At 33.9% G+C, this 17,975-nt stretch carries 13 protein-coding genes; 2 read left to right on the top strand and 11 right to left on the bottom strand.

All coding sequences use genetic code 11. The annotated features are described in order from the left end of the window. From Q0L29_RS08860 to Q0L29_RS08845, 4 genes are all read right to left on the bottom strand, one after another. Nucleotides 1-432: hypothetical protein (locus Q0L29_RS08860; RefSeq protein ID WP_296620931.1), on the bottom strand; the 432-nt coding region annotated here is incomplete at its 3' end. Nucleotides 433-495: 63 nt separating this feature from the next. Beyond that, nucleotides 496-1,065 (bottom strand): RNA polymerase sigma factor, encoded by a 570-nt coding sequence (locus Q0L29_RS08855; RefSeq protein ID WP_296620929.1) that lies wholly within the window; start codon nucleotides 1,063-1,065, stop codon nucleotides 496-498. A 230-nt stretch (nucleotides 1,066-1,295) separates the two neighbouring features. Continuing rightward, on the bottom strand, nucleotides 1,296-2,276 hold the full coding sequence (locus tag Q0L29_RS08850) for a pyruvate dehydrogenase complex E1 component subunit beta (RefSeq protein ID WP_296620927.1): 981 nt from the start codon (nucleotides 2,274-2,276) through the stop codon (nucleotides 1,296-1,298). A gap of 177 nt (nucleotides 2,277-2,453) precedes the next feature. Next, a complete protein-coding gene (locus tag Q0L29_RS08845; protein WP_296620925.1) occupies nucleotides 2,454-4,250 on the bottom strand; it encodes a tetratricopeptide repeat protein in 1,797 nt (598 codons plus the stop codon). 154 nt (nucleotides 4,251-4,404) lie between these two features. On the opposite strand from Q0L29_RS08845, the gene Q0L29_RS08840 reads away from it, so the two are divergent. Together Q0L29_RS08840 and Q0L29_RS08835 are read left to right on the top strand one after the other, a co-directional pair. Further along, nucleotides 4,405-4,620, top strand: coding sequence for a PspC domain-containing protein (locus Q0L29_RS08840; protein ID WP_296620924.1), 216 nt, complete (start codon nucleotides 4,405-4,407; stop codon nucleotides 4,618-4,620). A 45-nt stretch (nucleotides 4,621-4,665) separates the two neighbouring features. Beyond that, nucleotides 4,666-5,823 carry an MFS transporter gene (locus Q0L29_RS08835; protein WP_296620922.1) on the top strand — a complete coding sequence of 386 codons (1,158 nt, stop codon included), beginning with the start codon at nucleotides 4,666-4,668 and terminating at the stop codon, nucleotides 5,821-5,823. Between the two features lie 3 nt (nucleotides 5,824-5,826). Here Q0L29_RS08835 and Q0L29_RS08830 read toward each other — a convergent pair whose 3' ends face one another. The 7 genes from Q0L29_RS08830 to Q0L29_RS08800 form a co-directional block, all read right to left on the bottom strand. Next, nucleotides 5,827-6,906 carry an alkane 1-monooxygenase gene (locus tag Q0L29_RS08830; RefSeq protein WP_296620919.1) on the bottom strand — a complete coding sequence of 360 codons (1,080 nt, stop codon included), beginning with the start codon at nucleotides 6,904-6,906 and terminating at the stop codon, nucleotides 5,827-5,829. A 99-nt stretch (nucleotides 6,907-7,005) separates the two neighbouring features. Then, complete coding sequence (locus Q0L29_RS08825; RefSeq protein WP_296620917.1) at nucleotides 7,006-7,578, bottom strand: TlpA disulfide reductase family protein; 573 nt, start codon at nucleotides 7,576-7,578, stop codon at nucleotides 7,006-7,008. Continuing rightward, entirely contained in the window at nucleotides 7,571-8,242 is a 672-nt protein-coding gene (locus Q0L29_RS08820; protein ID WP_296620915.1) for a hypothetical protein, read from the bottom strand. The genes Q0L29_RS08825 and Q0L29_RS08820 overlap by 8 nt, the downstream gene beginning before the upstream one ends. Before the next feature lie 46 nt (nucleotides 8,243-8,288). Then, a complete protein-coding gene (locus Q0L29_RS08815) occupies nucleotides 8,289-9,482 on the bottom strand; it encodes an aspartate aminotransferase family protein (RefSeq protein ID WP_296620913.1) in 1,194 nt (397 codons plus the stop codon). Between the two features lie 10 nt (nucleotides 9,483-9,492). Beyond that, nucleotides 9,493-9,753: an acyl-CoA-binding protein gene (locus tag Q0L29_RS08810; RefSeq protein WP_296620911.1), complete on the bottom strand. Its 261-nt coding sequence runs from the start codon at nucleotides 9,751-9,753 to the stop codon at nucleotides 9,493-9,495. An 88-nt stretch (nucleotides 9,754-9,841) separates the two neighbouring features. Beyond that, on the bottom strand, nucleotides 9,842-11,128 hold the full coding sequence (locus Q0L29_RS08805) for a citrate synthase (protein WP_296620910.1): 1,287 nt from the start codon (nucleotides 11,126-11,128) through the stop codon (nucleotides 9,842-9,844). A gap of 193 nt (nucleotides 11,129-11,321) precedes the next feature. Next, on the bottom strand, nucleotides 11,322-17,975 hold a 6,654-nt coding region (locus Q0L29_RS08800; RefSeq protein WP_296620908.1), incomplete at its 5' end, for a PKD-like domain-containing protein.

Below are 17,975 nucleotides of genomic sequence, written 5' to 3'. Positions count from 1 at the left end.
ATTTACTAACTGCGGATGCCCTCCTTGTTCTTTTACTTTAGCTTTTAGGTCCTCGTATTTTTTATTTAAGGATTTTAAATCCGTATTAACTTTAATATTCTTTTCTGTTGAAATAGTATTCACCAGTAGTGTTTTTTCTTCAATGCTTTGCTGGTAAAATGATTCTATCTCTGAATAGGGCTTATTATTCACTGATAGATTTTCCAATTCATTGATTTTGTCAGTTAATTGTGCTCTATCATAAATTAACCACCCTAATGACAGTAGAATTGCAATTGATGCAGCCATCATCCAGACAGATTTATTACTGCCCTTATTTTTTGATATTTTTGATTCAATTTTGTCCCAACTATTTTCAGGATTAAAATCTGAATCAAAATCGTTTTTATTATCCTTGATAAATTGCTCCAGTTTGTCTGTTACCCTTTTCATCTGTTTTATTTTGCCTCGAATTATATTGTTTGGTAGAAAATTAAATCATCGAGATTTATATGTTCAAATAATAGGCCGGTCATTGACCGCTTCATATTGTCTTATAAACTCTTTTATTTTCTTCTTTGCTCTGTGAAATTGAGATTTAGAGGTATTTTCTGAAATTGAAAGTATTTCTGCAATTTCCTTATGTTCATATCCCTCAAATAAATATAAACTGGCTACTGCTCTAAATCCTGTAGGAAGATTATGAATTGCTTTTTTAACGGAATCAACTCTTAAATCAATATCTTCCCAATCTATTTCGTTTTCTTCAAGTATATTTTCATCACTCAATTCATCCATTTTCCATTTGTTTTCTTTTCTTAAGAAATCTAATGCCTGGTTGACCACTATTTTCTTTAACCAAGCACCAAAAGAAGCATGGAAGTCAAATTGATTGATTTTATAATAAGCTTTTATAAATGCTTCTTGTGTAATGTCCTCTGCTTCGTCTCTATTCTTTAAAATTCTTAAAGCAATGTTGAACATTGATTTTGCATAAAACATATATAATTCTTTATAAGCTTTATGGTCGCCATTTTTACAGCTGATTATCAAATCATGATGAATGTGTATACTATTCTTTTCCAATTTTCTTAAATCTATATCAAAGACTCAGGAAATTTTGAGTAGTTGCATGTATTATTAAAATAAGTTAGAAATTTATTTTAATAATAACAGAAAACCAGGAGATACATTAATCGGCAGTATTAGATAGGATTTTGTGTGAAAGTTTAATAGAAAGGAAATTTGTATTTGATCGATAACAAAAAAGGCTAATCCGTTTAGAGATTAGCCTTTTCTATAAATGGTAATAATTTTTAATCTAAGTACATTACTTTTCTTAATGCTTTTACTGTTTTTTCTTTATTAGGTAAAACAGCTTCTAAAAGAGTAGGAGCATAAGAAACTGGTACATCCAAACTATTGACTCTCAATATAGGGGCATCTAAAAAGTCGAAAACTGCTTTCTGTATATTGAATGCTAAATCACCAGAAATAGATGCAAGAGGCCATGCTTCCTCTACTACAACGCATCTGTTGGTTTTCTTTACGGATTCATAAATAGTCACATAATCAATTGGTCTTACAGTTCTTAAGTCAATCACTTCTATTGAGTGACCATCTTTTTCCATTTCTTCAGCTGCAGCATGAGCCACTTTCATCATTTTACCGAAAGAAATTAATGTAGCATCACTTCCTTCTTTCGTGATTTTAGCTTTACCAATTGGTTCCAGATACTCTGATTCAGGAACTTCACCTTTGTCACCATACATTAATTCAGACTCCATGAAGATTACAGGATCATTATCTCTGATGGCAGATTTTAATAGACCCTTAGCATCATAAGGATTAGAAGGAACAACTACCTTTAGTCCAGGAGTATTTGCATACCAATTTTCGAAGTTCTGGGAATGTTGTGAAGCCAATTGACCTGCGTTTCCTGTAGCTCCTCTAAAAACGATAGGAACGTTAAATTGGCCACCAGACATATTCATCATTTTAGCAGCAGAATTAATGATTTGATCAATCGCTACTAATGAAAAATTAAAAGTCATGAATTCTATTATTGGGCGGGTTCCGTTCATTGCGGCACCAACACCTATTCCAGAGAATCCTAATTCAGTAATAGGAGTATCAATTACTCTTTTGGAACCGAATTCATCCAGCATGCCTTGTGTTACTTTATATGCACCATTATATTCCGCTACTTCCTCACCCATAATGAAAACGTTCTCATCACGTCTCATTTCTTCGGACATCGCTTCATTTAGTGCTTCTCTAAATTGAATTTCTCTCATCTATCTTGAAAATTTTACAGGGTAAAAATAGTTATTCAACTGTCAATTACCAACTCAATCTTAATAGTTCCTTAACTTTTCTTGATAAGAGAAGGTTTAAAATGATTTTAATTAAAATTGAGCAAAAAAAAAGCATCCGCTAGCTAGCGGATGCTTTCGTAAAATATTAATTAAATATTACTTTAATGCATTTCTAAATGCTTCGTTTGCAGCATAGTTAGAAAATTCAAGATCTGATAATGCTTTAGATTTTAAATCAGCATCAGCAGCGGTAGCCTTTTCTAAATGGCTAATTACATCACCTTCTTTTCCTAATCTAGCACTTGCAACAGCAGCTAAGTAATGAGATTTTGCATGAACACCTTTTCCTGAAGTTTTTCCAGCAACTTCTTCGAACGTGCTTACTGCATTCTCATAATTTCCTTGAAGCAATAATGCTAAGCCTTTGTTAAACATATTCACTTCAGAGTCAGAAGTGTTTTTCAATGATGTAGAAGCTTCGCTATAATCACCCATCATGATTTCTAAAGCACCTTTAACGCCCATTAAACCTCTTTCGTTTTCACTACTTAAAGTCATTTCGTTAGCTTTAGAAGCTGCTTCATATGCTTTTTCGTAGTTACCTTGCATTGTATAAGCAGTAGCTAGGTTAGCATAAGCTTCAGCATTTTCAGATTTCTTATTAGAAATTTCAAATTGAGTTACAGCTTGTTCAACTAAAGTAGTCATTTCGTTACCTTCAGCATCCATTGCTAACTCTAAATGAATTGCACCATAATTGTTATGAGCAACAGGGCTATCATCATTTTTCTTAGTAGCAGCCTTAAGAAGATTAGCTTTTTCCTCTAAAGAAGGTGTCATGCTTGCAGCATACATTAATTCTTCAAGAGATAAAGTATCAGCTGAAACTTCTTCAGAAGCTACTTGCTTAGCTAAAACAGATATTTCAGCATCTGATTTCTTTTCTTTTACAGTTAAAACTTCAGTTTTAGCTGCTCTTAAGTCAGGATAGATATCTCTAAATACTTTTTTATAAGTAGATAATTTTTGTAATCTATCTTCTTTTTCTACAAAGCTACCTGATCCGTTTACGATATCAGTATATTCACTTTTTTGAGCATCAGTAATGCCATCATAAGCAGCTAATGCTTTTTTGAAGTCAGTCCAGTCTTCAACTACAGGCTTTAAGATAAACTCTATAGAATCCGCCATGCCTTTATAGTCATAACGTCTCATCTGTCTTTTGTAGTAGTTTTCAATAGCTTTAGCTCTATCTTCAGATAAATTGCTATTGATTCTTTCTGGACCTTCAGGAGAGTGAGTACCTGTAATAGTAACAGTTCTTGTTACATTTTTGTCTGCTATAAAAGCATTCAATTTTTGACCTCTATCACTTCTTAATTCAGAAGATTTTAAAACTGATCTTCCTTGATCGAAATAGAAGTTTACGTTAGTTGGCATCAATTCTTCTTTGTTGTTATAACCATGATCAGCATAAGCAGCATGATATGATGGCATAACCATTTGAGAAGTTGCAATGATACCTGTTGCGTAGGTTTTTCTGTCAGTAGAAGCAGTTTTACCATTTTTCTCAATAGTAGCAGTACCTTGCATTACTAACTCGCCTTTTACATTCATATCTTCTTCGTAATTAAAAGAAAATTCTTGGCTAGCTTTTACAGGTTCAGTATCACTATTAGGATAATCTGCTTTTATAAAGTCAACTGCATCTAAAGCAATTTCTTTATCGCCATATACATAATAAGGATTTACCGTATAAGTGATTCCGTCTTTAAGCATTTTAGATGGTAATTGAAAATCTACAGTAAATGCTACCTCTTCGCCATGAAGCTCTAGAGGATTTGGAGTTACATCGATAGCTTGCTCTTCAGCGGCTTGCATCATCTTGTTTAATGCACAACCTGAAAAAGTCATTGTTCCTAAGAGAACAGCTGCGTAAAATAATTGTCTCATTTGATTCATTATTTGATTATGTTTGGAAGTTAATGCGAAATTATATTTATATTGGAACTATTCCAATGTATTTAGTAAATTTAAAAAAAGAAATCTAACTTTATCGAATAATTAACGAGGCTTTTGCCTTATTTGTTTAAATTTAAGGGATATTATGAAAAAAGTTCAACAATTCATCGAAAATCAAGCCTTTGGCGTCTGCACCCGACTGGGTGAAATGATGGATATACCTACTTCTCATATTAGAATATTTTTTATTTATTCCTCGTTTTTAGCTTTTGGTTCCCCAATTTTATTGTACTTGGTCTTAGCTTTTATACGTGATGTACGAAAAATGTTGAGAAGAGGTCGGTCAAAATGGTATTATTAACTAATATCAACCTTTATATCCGGAATTTTTAGATAATCATTTCTAATGACTCAATTTATTAAAAGCCCCTTAGTTAAGGCTAGATGGGCGATTAGTACTATTTTTTTCTGTTATGGTCTAACATTTGCAAGTTGGGCATCCCGAATCCCTAGTATTCAAGAAAAATTTTCTCTTTCAGAAGCAGAATTAGGTACCTTACTTTTAATGTTGCCAATTGGCTCTTTTATATCTTTGCCCATTGCTGGAGTATTAGTGGCTAAATGGAACAGCTTTTTAGTCACGCGTCTTTCCATTGTGCTTTATCTAATCTCTTTAGTAGCTATTTCATTATCAGAAAATGTATATATACTTGGCTTAGTATTATTTCTTTTTGGATTGATGGGAAATATGGTAAATATTGCCATCAATACACAAGCAGTAAGTTTAGAGAAAGAGTATAAGAAGAATATAATGGCAAGTTTCCATGGTATGTGGAGCTTGGCCGGTTTTTTTGGTGCGGTTATAGGCGCTTACATGATTGGTAGTGAAATTTTATTGCAATATCATTATGCTATCATTTTTGTTGCCAGCATTCTTGCAGCTGTTATAAGTTTTAAATTCCTGATTAAATCAGATTTAGATGAAGATAAAGATAAACCAATCTTTGTAATTCCTGATAAATCATTGTTATTGTTGGGAGTAATAGCCTTTTGCTCTATGATGTGTGAGGGTACCATGTTTGATTGGAGTGGTGTTTACTATAAAAAGGTTGTAGATGCTCCAAAAGACATATTGGGCTTAGCATATACCTTTTTTATGGTAAGCATGGCTGGGACTAGGTTTGTTGTGGATTATTTTACAAGTAAGTTTGGTGTGAAGAGAGTGGTGTTTTTTAGTGGAGCACTGAATTTTTCTGGCCTATTAATTTTAATTTTGTTCCCAGGAAAAGTCATTTCATTGGTTGCATTCTTTATTATTGGAGCTGGGGTATCCTCAGTGGTACCTTTAGTATTTAGTTTGGCAGGAAAATCCAAAACAATGAGTTCAAGTGTTGCACTTGCTGCAGTATCTACAATGGGATTTTTTGGATTTTTATTGGGCCCGCCTCTAATTGGATATTTGGCCGCTTGGTTTAATCTACAAGCTTCCTTTACTTTCATAGCCTTGATGGCTTTATGCGTTACATTATTGGCTACTCAAATTAAGAATAATTCGTATTCTTAAATTTTACGCTGATTTTAAATTATTCCATTGCTGTAATTTTGGATTCATCACCTTAAACCATAGTGGTGGAATATGTGCCAACAGGATCATAGTTGGATAACCAGCTGGAAGTTGTGGGGCTTTTTCATAATCATCCAAAACCTGATAACGTTTTATTGCATTGAAATGATGATCTGAATGCCTTTGTAATTGAAATAAAAAGAAATTACTAACCATATGGTTCGCATTCCATGAATGATGTGGTTCCACTCTTTCATATCTATTTTCATCGATTTTTTTCCTTCTTAAACCATAATGCTCGACATAGTTCACTGCCTCTAAAAGAGAAAAAGCCAAAAAGCTTTGGGCGAAAAAGAAAGCAAATGGAATCCATGTAAATTGCCCTATTATTAAGCTAATACCGAATGTTAAAGCAGCTGCAAAAATAAAAGGTAAGATCGTAAACCATATCATTTGGTTATGAATAGAGAATTTTGATTTGCCTTTTCTTTCCAAACTCTTGTTTTCTATTTCCCACGCACTTAAATAACCTTTTGTAACCGATCTCCACCAAAAAGCGTAGAAGCTTTCATTTTCACGGCTAGTGGCTGGATCTTCTGGAGTGGAAACTCGCACATGATGACCCTTATTATGCTCAATGTAGAAGTGCATATAACTCACTGTCATTAAAAGTACTTTACAGTAAAAGCGTTCTAATTTAGATTTTTTATGGCCTAGTTCATGCGCAACAGTAATTCCAATTCCTCCAGTTGAAAGTGAAACTGCAATAGTAAATGTTATCCATTCGAAAATGCTTAGTGATTGAGTTGATGCTGCCCATACAGCCCAAATTATAAAAGCTAATTGAAAGAAAGTCCAACAGTAGGTGATAAATCTATAATAGAAGTCATTTGCAACTGATTTAGTAGCGTCTTTCGGCACATTACTGCGATCTCTGCCAACAGTTGCATCAATTGCTGGAATTAAAGCATATACAAAAATCAAAGTAGATAAATTGGCAATTCCACCCAAATAGAATCCTAAAATAGTTAATGATGGAATTATAAAAGCACTAAAATAACCTATTTTCTTTAACCAATGCATCTCTTACTAATTTATAGGATTTTAAAATAATCTTCCTAAAATAGGGTGTTTACCCCTATAAACCAATTTGGATTTGAAATAATTCTTAAATTTCAAAAACTATTTCTCCACCAAAAAGCTTTTGAAATCCTCTGTATTAAAGTTGCTCATCCCTTCTTTTCTAAATGCGATCTCACCATTTTTAATCACAAAAGTTGTGGGTAATATTTGGGATTTTAATTGTTTAGGGCTTTTTAATTCTTGAAAAATCGGTAATTCATACTCCTTTTTAGCTTTGAATTTTATGGCTTTATTAAAGTCATTGTCTTTTGATATCATTAAAAAGACGACATCAGGATTATCTTTTAATTGTAGGTAAAGTTTTTCTATGTGAGGCATTTCTCCCAAACAAGGAGGACACCAGGTAGCCCAATAGTTGATGAAAATTGTTTTGTCTTTTAGGTCACTGTATGCAATGATTTCTCCTTCTGGGGTTACTAATTCCCCATCAAAATTAAAGGGTGTTGTATTTCCCTCTTCAATGGATGGAGTGAAAATGTGAGTGGCTAAAAACCAAGATTGAATTTTCCCCATTACAGGCGTATGCCAACCTGTGAGGTATAATGTTCCAAATATTGCTATCATTATGCCCCAGCTAATAGCCTCCTTTTTCCAATTTATCTTCTTACTCATTATCTATTTCTGAAATTAAATTAGTGATGAATTCTTTATTAGAATCATCAAATTTTAACTCCGCTGAGATAAGATAGTTGTGTATAGAAGTTAAATTATCATAATTAGCTTCTTGGATATGTTTTGGTATTTTAAAGAGTCTGTCGTCATCTTTATTTAAAGCAGCATCAGGTCTATTAAAAAAATAGGGTTGTAAAGTCTTATTACAGCTAATGGCTATTTTGTCAATCTCAAAATATTCATCCCACTCAGCTATTTTTTCGTTTATTTCTTCAAAAAAATGATCAGTTCCAGCCAGTCTGACTCTAGAACCCGCCTTTGATTTACCTTTGGTTTTAAGATGCTTTATTTGACTTTTTCCTTGCTTTTGGCGCACCATATAGGCTTTCACCATTTTATGTTCCACTATTTGAACTTCCTCTGAATAAGCCAAAGCAGCTGCTCCCGAATGGATTAAAATGATAAGGAAATTTGAAGAGTTTAGTGTATGATTTAAGTAGGTAAAAGAAAAAGGTAAGCGGATCGAGATTGATTGTTTTTCAAAGAATGATAATTGATGTTTTGAATTATCATATTCTGAATTCCCGTATTGACGATTGAGATTTTTTAATAATTGTTCAAGTTGCTCATCATCATATATTTTAAGAATGCTTTGTTCAGCCATTTAGGATAAATATAATGATTAATTAAGGTTGTTAAAGATACGCCTCTTATTTATGGGCTTTTTCTATGGCATTATTGATAATTGCACAAGCTTTTTCAATTTCATCGTCACTTATAGTCAGGGGTGGAGCTATCCTAAAACTATCTGGGCATGACAGGAACCAAAAACAGATTACGCCATTATTTAAACACTCCTGGACAATCTTGTTTACAATTTCATCAGAATCAAATTCAAAGGCGAACATCATCCCTTTTCTTCTCACTTCTACTATAGCAGGATGATTGATTAGTTTTTCAAATTTTGCACCTTTTCGTTCTACTTCATTAAGAAAATCACCTTCTAATATCACTTTAATTGTAGCTACTGCTGCTGCGCAACTCATAGGGTTTCCGCCAAAAGTGTTGATATGACCTAACATCGGATTTTTTGTAAATAGATCCATGTGGTCTTTATTAGCTATAAATGCTCCTAATGGCAATCCACCGCCCAGTGCTTTTGCAGAACATAAAATATTTGGCTCAACACCAAAATGTTCAAATGCAAAAAGTTTTCCTGTTCTACCAATACCGGATTGAATTTCATCCATAATTAGCATTGCGCCTGTTTCATTACATTTTATGCGTAATGCTTCTAGAAATTGTTGTTCCGGGATTCTGATACCTGCATCTCCTTGTATGGTTTCAATTACCACACATGCGGTTCTTTCTGTAATTAAGTTTAAATCTTCAAATTGATTTAGCCTTAAGAAGCCGACATCGGGTAGGAGGGGTCTAAATCTGTATTTTTTCTTTTCATTAGACGAAATACTCAATGCACCATGCGTACTCCCATGATAAGCTCCTCGAAAAGACAGTAATTCTGTTCTTCCAGTGACTCTTTTAGCTAATTTTAAAGCCCCCTCAATAGATTCAGCACCGCTATTGCAGAAATAAATGCTATTGAGATGTTTGGGAAGATTATCTGTTAGGATTTTAGCTAATTCATTAACTGAGGATTGCACATACTCACCATAAACCATGATGTGCATATGCTTCTCCAGTTGTTTTTTTACGGCACCAATCACCTCAGGGTGTTGATGTCCTAAGTTACTTACTGCAATTCCTGAGATAAGATCCATATACGATTTACCATCTGTAGTATGCAAATAAATCCCATTAGCGCTCTCTACTTCCAGTAAAAAGGGAAATGGAGAGGTTTGAGCTATGTGGTTTAGAAATATGTCTTTTTCAGATTGTTGCAATTTCAATTGATTATACTTTTGCTAATTTATCTACCAATTCAATATATTCTTTCTTTGCATCCTCTGATGGCTTGCCTTTCAATTCTTCCCAGGCATTGAATTTAGCAATAGCTTTAAAGTCAAAACCACCTGGTCTTTCGCCAGTAATATCACCTTCATCTCCTTGCTTGTAGAGCGCATATAATTTAAGTAATTCCTCGTTAGATGGTCTTTCTTTGATATCAGTTTTGGATCTTTCAGCTGCTTTTTGGAAATCTTCTTGTAAGCTCATATTTGTATTTTAAATATTTCTGTAAAATTAAAAAAGTCAACCTATATTCATAGATTGACTTTAAAAATTAATTATTAATTAAATTCAATTACCTTTTGTTCACATCAACATAAGATCTTAAATTTTCTCCAGTATAAACCTGTCTTGGTCTTCCTATAGGCTCATTGTTTTCTCTCATTTCTTTCCACTGAGCGATCCAGCCTGGAAGACGTCCTAAAGCAAACATTACAGTAAACATCTCCGTAGGAATTCCCATTGCTCTGTAGATAATGCCTGAATAGAAATCAACATTAGGATAAAGCTTTTTCTCTACGAAATATTCATCTTTCAATGCTATTGCTTCTAACTCCTTAGCAATATTTAATAATGGATCGTCAACTCCTAATTGATCTAGTACATCATCAGCAGCTTTTTTGATGATTTTAGCTCTAGGATCGAAATTTTTATAAACTCTATGACCAAATCCCATTAAACGGAATGGATCATTTTTATCTTTAGCTTTAGCAATAAATTTAGAAGTATCTCCACCATCTTTTTCTATTTGCTCTAGCATTTCTAAAACGGCTTGGTTAGCTCCACCATGTAGAGGTCCCCAAAGGGCATTGATACCCGCAGATATTGATGCATATAAACTTGCTTGAGAGCTTCCTACAACTCGTACAGTTGATGTAGAACAATTTTGTTCATGATCTGCATGCAAAATTAATAATGTATCCAAAGCTTTAGCAACCACTGGATTTACTTTATATTTTTCAGCAGGTAAGGCAAACATCATTTTTAAGAAGTTTGAATCATAATCCAATTCATTGTCCGGATAATTTACGGGATGCCCTATTTGATTTTTAAATGCCCAAGCTGCAAAAGTTGGCATTTTAGATAATATTCTGATTATACTCAAATCAACTTCTTTAGCTGATCTGTTGGGATCTAAGGATTCTGGATAAAATGCAGTTAATGAGCAAACCAATGAAGATAAAACTCCCATAGGATGCGCATTTGATGGGAAGCCATCTAAGATTTTTTTGATATCCTCATGAACGAGTGTGTGAGTAGTAATCTCATTTTGAAAATGCTCTAACTGAGGTTTTGTAGGTAATTCACCGTAAATCAACAAATAAGATACTTCTAGAAAAGATGATTTTTCCGCTAGCTCTTCAATTGAATATCCTCTGTATCTTAAGATACCCTCTTCACCATTTAAAAAAGTTATCGCACTTTTAGTAGATCCAGTATTTTTAAAACCAGGATCTATAGTAATAAGTCCAGTATCAGCTCTGAGTTTACTAATATCAACAGCTATTTCTTTTTCTGTACCTTCAATAACGGGTAAGTCGTAATCTTTTCCTGCGTATGATAATTTTGCGTGATCTGACATGTATATTTAATTATATTAAATGTTGAAACAATGGTTTAATAATTCACAAAATTAAGTAAAAAATTACTTTAATAAAACTGTGATTGTATTAACAATTCTAATTGACAAAATATATTATATAATTGGAATTACGCCATCAGGAAATTATGGTTTTAAAAAATTGATTATTTTACAAACCAATTAAATTTTATGATTAGTCTAAGATTACCAGTTTTTTTCTATTCAATTTTCCCTCTGAATTTTTTGTTATAATATGGTAAACACCGGAGGCCAATCCATTTAGATCTAATTCAGTTTTGGAGATGCCTTTCTCGATTTTTGATTCCTTAACCAATGCACCCTTGGCATCAAGGATGAAGATTTGTAAATCTTCTCTTAATTCATGATTGAAAACTAAATTAACGTTGCCTCTGCTTGGATTAGGATAGAGTTTCAAACCAAGAGACTCAAATCCTTTTTCAATATTAAGAACCTTTTTAGGTTTTTTAAACTGATTTACCGGGACCATTTTTATTTCTACAATACTATTTGTATTTCTATCTTGAACAATTGTGGCGATAGCTAAATCATCGTTAGTATAAATTGAATTAACTTCCCATTCGTAATTTTCATTAGTGGTTTCGGAAATTGAATTTAGCTTAATACCATTAATATTAGGAAGTATTTTCCGAACAATATTATTTAATTGATCTACTTGCGGCACAGAATCTTCAACTACAAAGAAATAAGCGATTAGATTTCTTGTAGTATCAGTATTAGGACTTAAAGTCGCTTTAAATCGTATAGTATTTTCATCAGCACTTTCATCTATCAAAATATCTACTAAATTAGTTGGTTCCAATAAAGATCTTCGAGTTACTCGATTTTGAAATTCTTGAGATAATTCATCATTAGAATCAAAAATATCACCATTGAACAATTCACCATCAATAACCACTTTAGGACTTTCTTCAATGCTATAAATACTTGCCCTAGCATCCATTTCAACAGAATTTCTCATGTTAATGGAATCAGGTTCAGGAATTGAAATATGGAAATTTAAAGGTAAAATATCCTTACCAATAGTAGAAGATAATAAACTTTCAACATTTGTTCTATTGGTGATATACTTATCTGAATTAAGATTAGTAAAGTTTTCAATTAATACGAGTTTCTGTCTTTCTCCAACATAGATATTATCGATAGCCATACCATCCGGAGTACCACTATATCTATCACCTTTAAAATTAATTCTAAATGTTACACTTGAAAGATCATTAATTAAATTATCATTAATGATATGCGCTACCCTTATCCAGTTTCTGTTTTCATTTGTGAAATTCCAAGCATAATTTAATCGATTTGATTCTTCATCACCAATAGGAATGGAAGTATTAATATTATACCAATTTAATTCATCATTTACCTGACCAAAAACAAACCAATTTTCACCATTAGTAGTATATTCTAATATAGCACCTTCAAAGTTTTCACTTTGAACATCTAACCACATATCAAATGCAATCATAGGCTTTTTTAAATCTGTTAAATCGAATGTTGGCCCTACTAAAAATGAATTTTCATCTTCTCTATAACCTGATGGAAGACTATCAGGATAAGCAGCTGTTTTCCAAATTTTCTGTGGATTTGGATTATCATTTTTACCTTCAAATGCACCATTTGGATAATCATATATCCATGAACTTTCAATATTATCAATTGATTCTGTGTACCAACCGCCAGAACTCTCATTGAATGTTTCAAAATATGGATATGAAACAATTGCTGGAACAATATTTATGGTTTTGGTAATTGTATCAGAGCAACCTAAAGATGATTCTATGATTAATCGAACGTCATATGCATCAGCTATTTCGTAATTATAGCTAGGGTTTTCTAGAGATGATGTGTCCGTATCTTCACCTTGAACACCAAAATCCCATTGATATGATATTATTCTATTGATACTAGGATCTCCATTTAGAACATCAAGTACACTTTGATTTGTGAATTGGGTTGGTTCAGCTCCAGAAGTACTGGTTTTTAGATTACTAACGGAGAAGTCTGCTTTTTGAATATTTCCAACATTTATGGTGGTAGTTGTTTCAAAAACACACCCTAAAGCAGTTGTTCCTATTATAGTAATATCTTTTACACCTGCAGAGCTAAATTGCTCGATTTGTCCCTCTTCATAAATTCTGTTTGGAGATCTTTCATACTCTAGTTGAAAAGATATTAATGAATCTTGCTCGTAATTATATCCTGGGTTTATGAAAATTTGCACTGCATTATCAACATCGCACAAATTCTGATAGTTAATTGTTATTTCAGGTTCAGGAATTCTTTTCAACGTTTTGGTAGTTACAGCAGTACAACTTGTTTCTGCTTCAAAAATCGTATAAGAGATATCCACTTCTTCTAAACCTTCTACTTCTGTTGAATTCCCGTCAAAATAGGTAATCCCCCCAATGATAACGATTCCCAAACCACTGAAATTCCCTCCGTTTTGCGCTGGATCAAGTTCAAGAAAAGCATTAGAACAGAAAAACCCATCACTGTCGTCAGTATCTACTTCAAAATTTGAATTTGGACCATTTGTTACTTCCACTGGGGTTTCAGCTGAATTAACGCATCCATTATCATTTGTAAATTCATAGGTTATGGTATATGGACCACCAACAGTAGCCACTGAAGGATCAAAGAAATAACTTCCATTTTCTTCAAATACTCCTCTTCCTGAGAAAACCCCACCTATTGGACTTCCAGTAAGTTCTTGAATTCCGTTTCTTATGCAATAAAGATCATTTGGAAATGGGTCGCCAGTTATGGCTACATTTGGAAGTAGATTAATGGTAAAGGTAACTTCATCATATGAAGTAGTACATGGACCGCTTCCATCAGGATCATTTGCTGTAAACCTTAATGTTACATTGTTTCCGTATTCACTTTCGTTAGGAATATAGGTGGTGATTGGTGATGTTACAGAGCTAAATATGCCCGCACCGCCACTCCATTGGCCACTTCCAGCACCATTTATAAGCTGTGCTTCTAAAGTTAAATTATCTCCTTCACAAATATCTTCCACAGGTAATATTTCCACAATTGCATTTGGATTAATGATAACTGAAATTACTTCAGAATTTCCAGCGCAGCTACCATCAAGTAATTTTGGTGTAATAGTGTAAATCACTGTATCTCTTTGACCTGATACAGAATTTGTCAAATTACCACCCACTACTGTAGCAGTACTGTCAACAGCTCCAGACTGATTGTTTGAAACAGTCCATTCAAATTCAATATCGTTAAGGTGAAGATTATTAACCAGAGTTATTGGTAACTCAAATTCTTGCTCACTACAAACGAAATATTCATTCTCTATAGTTTCAAATTGAATTTCAGGTGCTACTGAAATAGTTATTTCCTCACTAGTACCAACACAGTTATCATTTAAAGGTGTTATTTCGTAAACAATATCTTGATAATCACCTGAAGTATTTATCAAGTCCAAAATAATATCTCCTGTTCCTGATAATTCAATTCCTTCAATAATTGAAGTGTCACCTGAGATTAAACTCCATTCAAAATTAGAGGATGCTATATTTGATTCCGGGATAAACGTAAATGTCTCATTAGAACAAGTTGTGAATTCCAAATTAGTATTTGTTATTGTAGCATTAGGTAACACTCTAACTTCAAAAGTTTTAGATGGACCCTGACATCCATTTACAATTGAATAAACAGTTATATTCGCAACATTATCATTAGTTTCAGAACTATTCACGGCTGTAAACCCAGCTGGAGTTATAAATTGATCTGTATCCCCTGAGCTATTATTTATACCTATTGTTAAGTTATCAATAGTCCAATAATAAATTTGAGCATCATTTACATTACTTAAAAATTCAATATTTACAAAATCACCTTCACAAAATGTAGTATCAACATTTAATATTACTGGAGAAGGTTTTAATGTGATTTTAAACGAATCAGCAATGCTAAAGCAGCCATTGCTTTCACTAAGATATTTTACATAGCCCTCTATTTCACCACCAGTTATATTTTCAGCTAGTTCAAAGCCAGGAAAATCACCAGTTCCTGATGCCGCTGAACCATCTCCAATTAAAATTGGATTTGTGATTTCCCAACTGAATGTTCCTGTGCCTGAATCATGAGTAAAAGTTCTATTGCTTACCATATCTCCTGCGCAAAGCAATGGTTCATCAGCTTCTGCAGAGACTACAGGTCTGTTTTTCAGTGTTACTACAAAAGATTCATTACTTTCACAACCATCTTTTTCAGCATTGACTGTAATGTTTGAGGTAATATCACTACCACTAGTATTTATAGCTGTAGTGAATTCTATATTTTGACCATTCAGGACTGGCCCACTTGAGAAAAGTGAATTGTCCGACACAGTTAAAGTGAAATTAACAGCCGTTAAATCTGTTAATATAGGAATAGAAACAGAATCTTCCGAGCAATACTCTACATCTGGTAAAGCAGTAAAGACTGGAGTTGGATTCAAAGTTAAGGTGAATACTTCTGCTGGACCTTGACATAAATTATTGGTAGGAGTTACAGTTATTTGGGCTATAATTTTACTTCCAGTAGTATTAGATGGTACCGTAAAGCTGATATCACCTGATCCTGTAGCTGCAAGGCCAATATCAGTATTGTTATTCGTCCAACTATAAGTTGTACCTGTAGATAAGCTATTAGTAAAGTTAACACTATAGACATCTCCTGCACACAGCTCAGTATCTGCAACCGCATTCATGATAGGAGTTGGTTTGAGAGTTATTTCGAAATTTTCCTGATCACTTACACAACCATTCCAAGTACTCGTAATAGTGATATTTGAAGTAATAGGAGATGTTGAATTATTAGTGTTTGCTGTGAAAGCAGGGATATCTCCTGTTCCTGAACTTGAAGGGAGACCTATGGCAGATGCATTGGTTGCTGTCCAGGTAATGGTGCTTGCACCCCCTGAATCATCAGCTAAAGCTATAGAAGATATTGCATCTCCCGGACATATTTCTAAATCAGCTTGCAGATTGATTACTGGTTTCGGTTTCACTGTCACTGTGAAAGTTTTAACAGAACTTACACATCCATTTTTAGTTGCAGTAACTTGAATAGTACTGACTATATCTACGCTTGTTAAATTTTCATCAGCATTCACGTTAATATTTCCGGTACCTGAAGTTGGAATACCTGAAGCCGTATTGTCATTATTCCAGGAATAAGTCACCCCAGTTAAGTTTGCAGTGAAATTTGTAATTACATTTTCAAATGAGCAAACGATAATGTCAGTTGGAGTATCCACATCAGGTAAAGGAAGAATTTGAAAATCAACTGTTGTATTGTTTTCGCATCCTGTATCAGTGTTGGTTACGTTCACATAAAGAAGATCATTGTCTACTATAGTGTAGTTTGATAAATCCCCAACTGCAATTTGGTTTGTAGGATTCAGATCAGCGGTAGTAAACCATTCAAATGTATAATTTCCTGTTTGATTATTTATTTCAGGATGGGTCTGAGTTAGGTCAACAGTGGCCTGACCATCACCCACGTTGTTTTCGCAATAAGATTTATTGAGTGCGGTAGCCATTGGAAGTGGGTTTACTATGAAATCGACTTCTGATACATTGAAACAGTTAGTAGACTTGAAGGTAATCTTAGCATAGTAAGTTGAACCATTGCTTACATTTACAGAAGTTTCATCCGTCACTGGATTAGTTAAGGTACTGTTAGTGAACCATTCTATATTGACATTTGCCTGAGGTTCACTTGTAACCTCAGTATTATAATCAGTAAGATTTACATTAGAAATACCATTTCCTGCTGTATCCTCACATAATGAATAAGATTGATATGTTACATTAGGTAAAGATCTAATAGTTAGAGTATGTTCCTTAATATCATCTGGACAAGTGGCAGAACCCGATGCAACAAATTCAAAAATGACATCACCGAAATAACTACCATTTGGGGTGTAAATAGCCTCCCAAGAAGCGGTATTATTAACAGTAGTAGCATCGAGTGTACCCGCAGCATCGATCGAAGCCCCTTGCCCGGCTTTGACTTGCCATTCTCCATTATCAGCACCACCACCAATAGTTCCGGCCAAGGTGAAAGGATCTGCTTCGCAAACCTCGGTAGCGGTTGTAGTAATATTAGCAACAGGCAAATCGTTGATAATTAATTCTTTGGTATCTACTGCATCAGCGCAAGACCCATTTCCTGTAACTGTAAGAGTTAAGATGATAATATTTCCCGCGTCTCCTGTAACTGGTGAATAAGTAGGGGTTAAGGAGTTAGCATTAGCTAAAGAACCAAGTCCATCATGTGTCCAGGTGATACCAACACTATTATTCACTACAGCATCATTTACTGTATAAGTTGAACTCACACAAATTTCATCATTAGCACCTGCAAAAGCAGTAGGCTCAGCAGTAATACTTAAAATCATGGTGTCAGAAGTGTCATTACATGTCCCATTTCCGGTTGCTTTGAGGGTTAGAACTACGGATCCGTTGCTAATGTCATTGATACCTGGAGAATATATCGGTTCAAGGATTGTATTGTCAGAGAATGTACCATCACCGGCAGAAGACCAGAGGATTGCAGCGTTGTTACTAACAGAAGGCACAGATTCAGTTAAATCATATGAACTGTTAGAACAGGTTTCACCATTAGTGCCAGCATCAGCGGTCGGTAAATTAATTACCGTTAAGGTTGCAGCTGTACTGCTTGCCACGGCATTACATTGGCTAGCGGCTCCATTGCTGACTACAGCACGGTATTGATAGCCATTTTCAGTACTGCTGATGCTGGTTAAGGTTAAAGAAGCGGTAGTTACTCCACT

This window comes from Marivirga sp., assembly GCF_024636815.1.
Lineage (GTDB): Bacteria > Bacteroidota > Bacteroidia > Cytophagales > Cyclobacteriaceae > Marivirga.
Note: the sequence above shows the minus strand (reverse complement) of the source record. Positions and strands in the feature narration are given on the sequence as shown.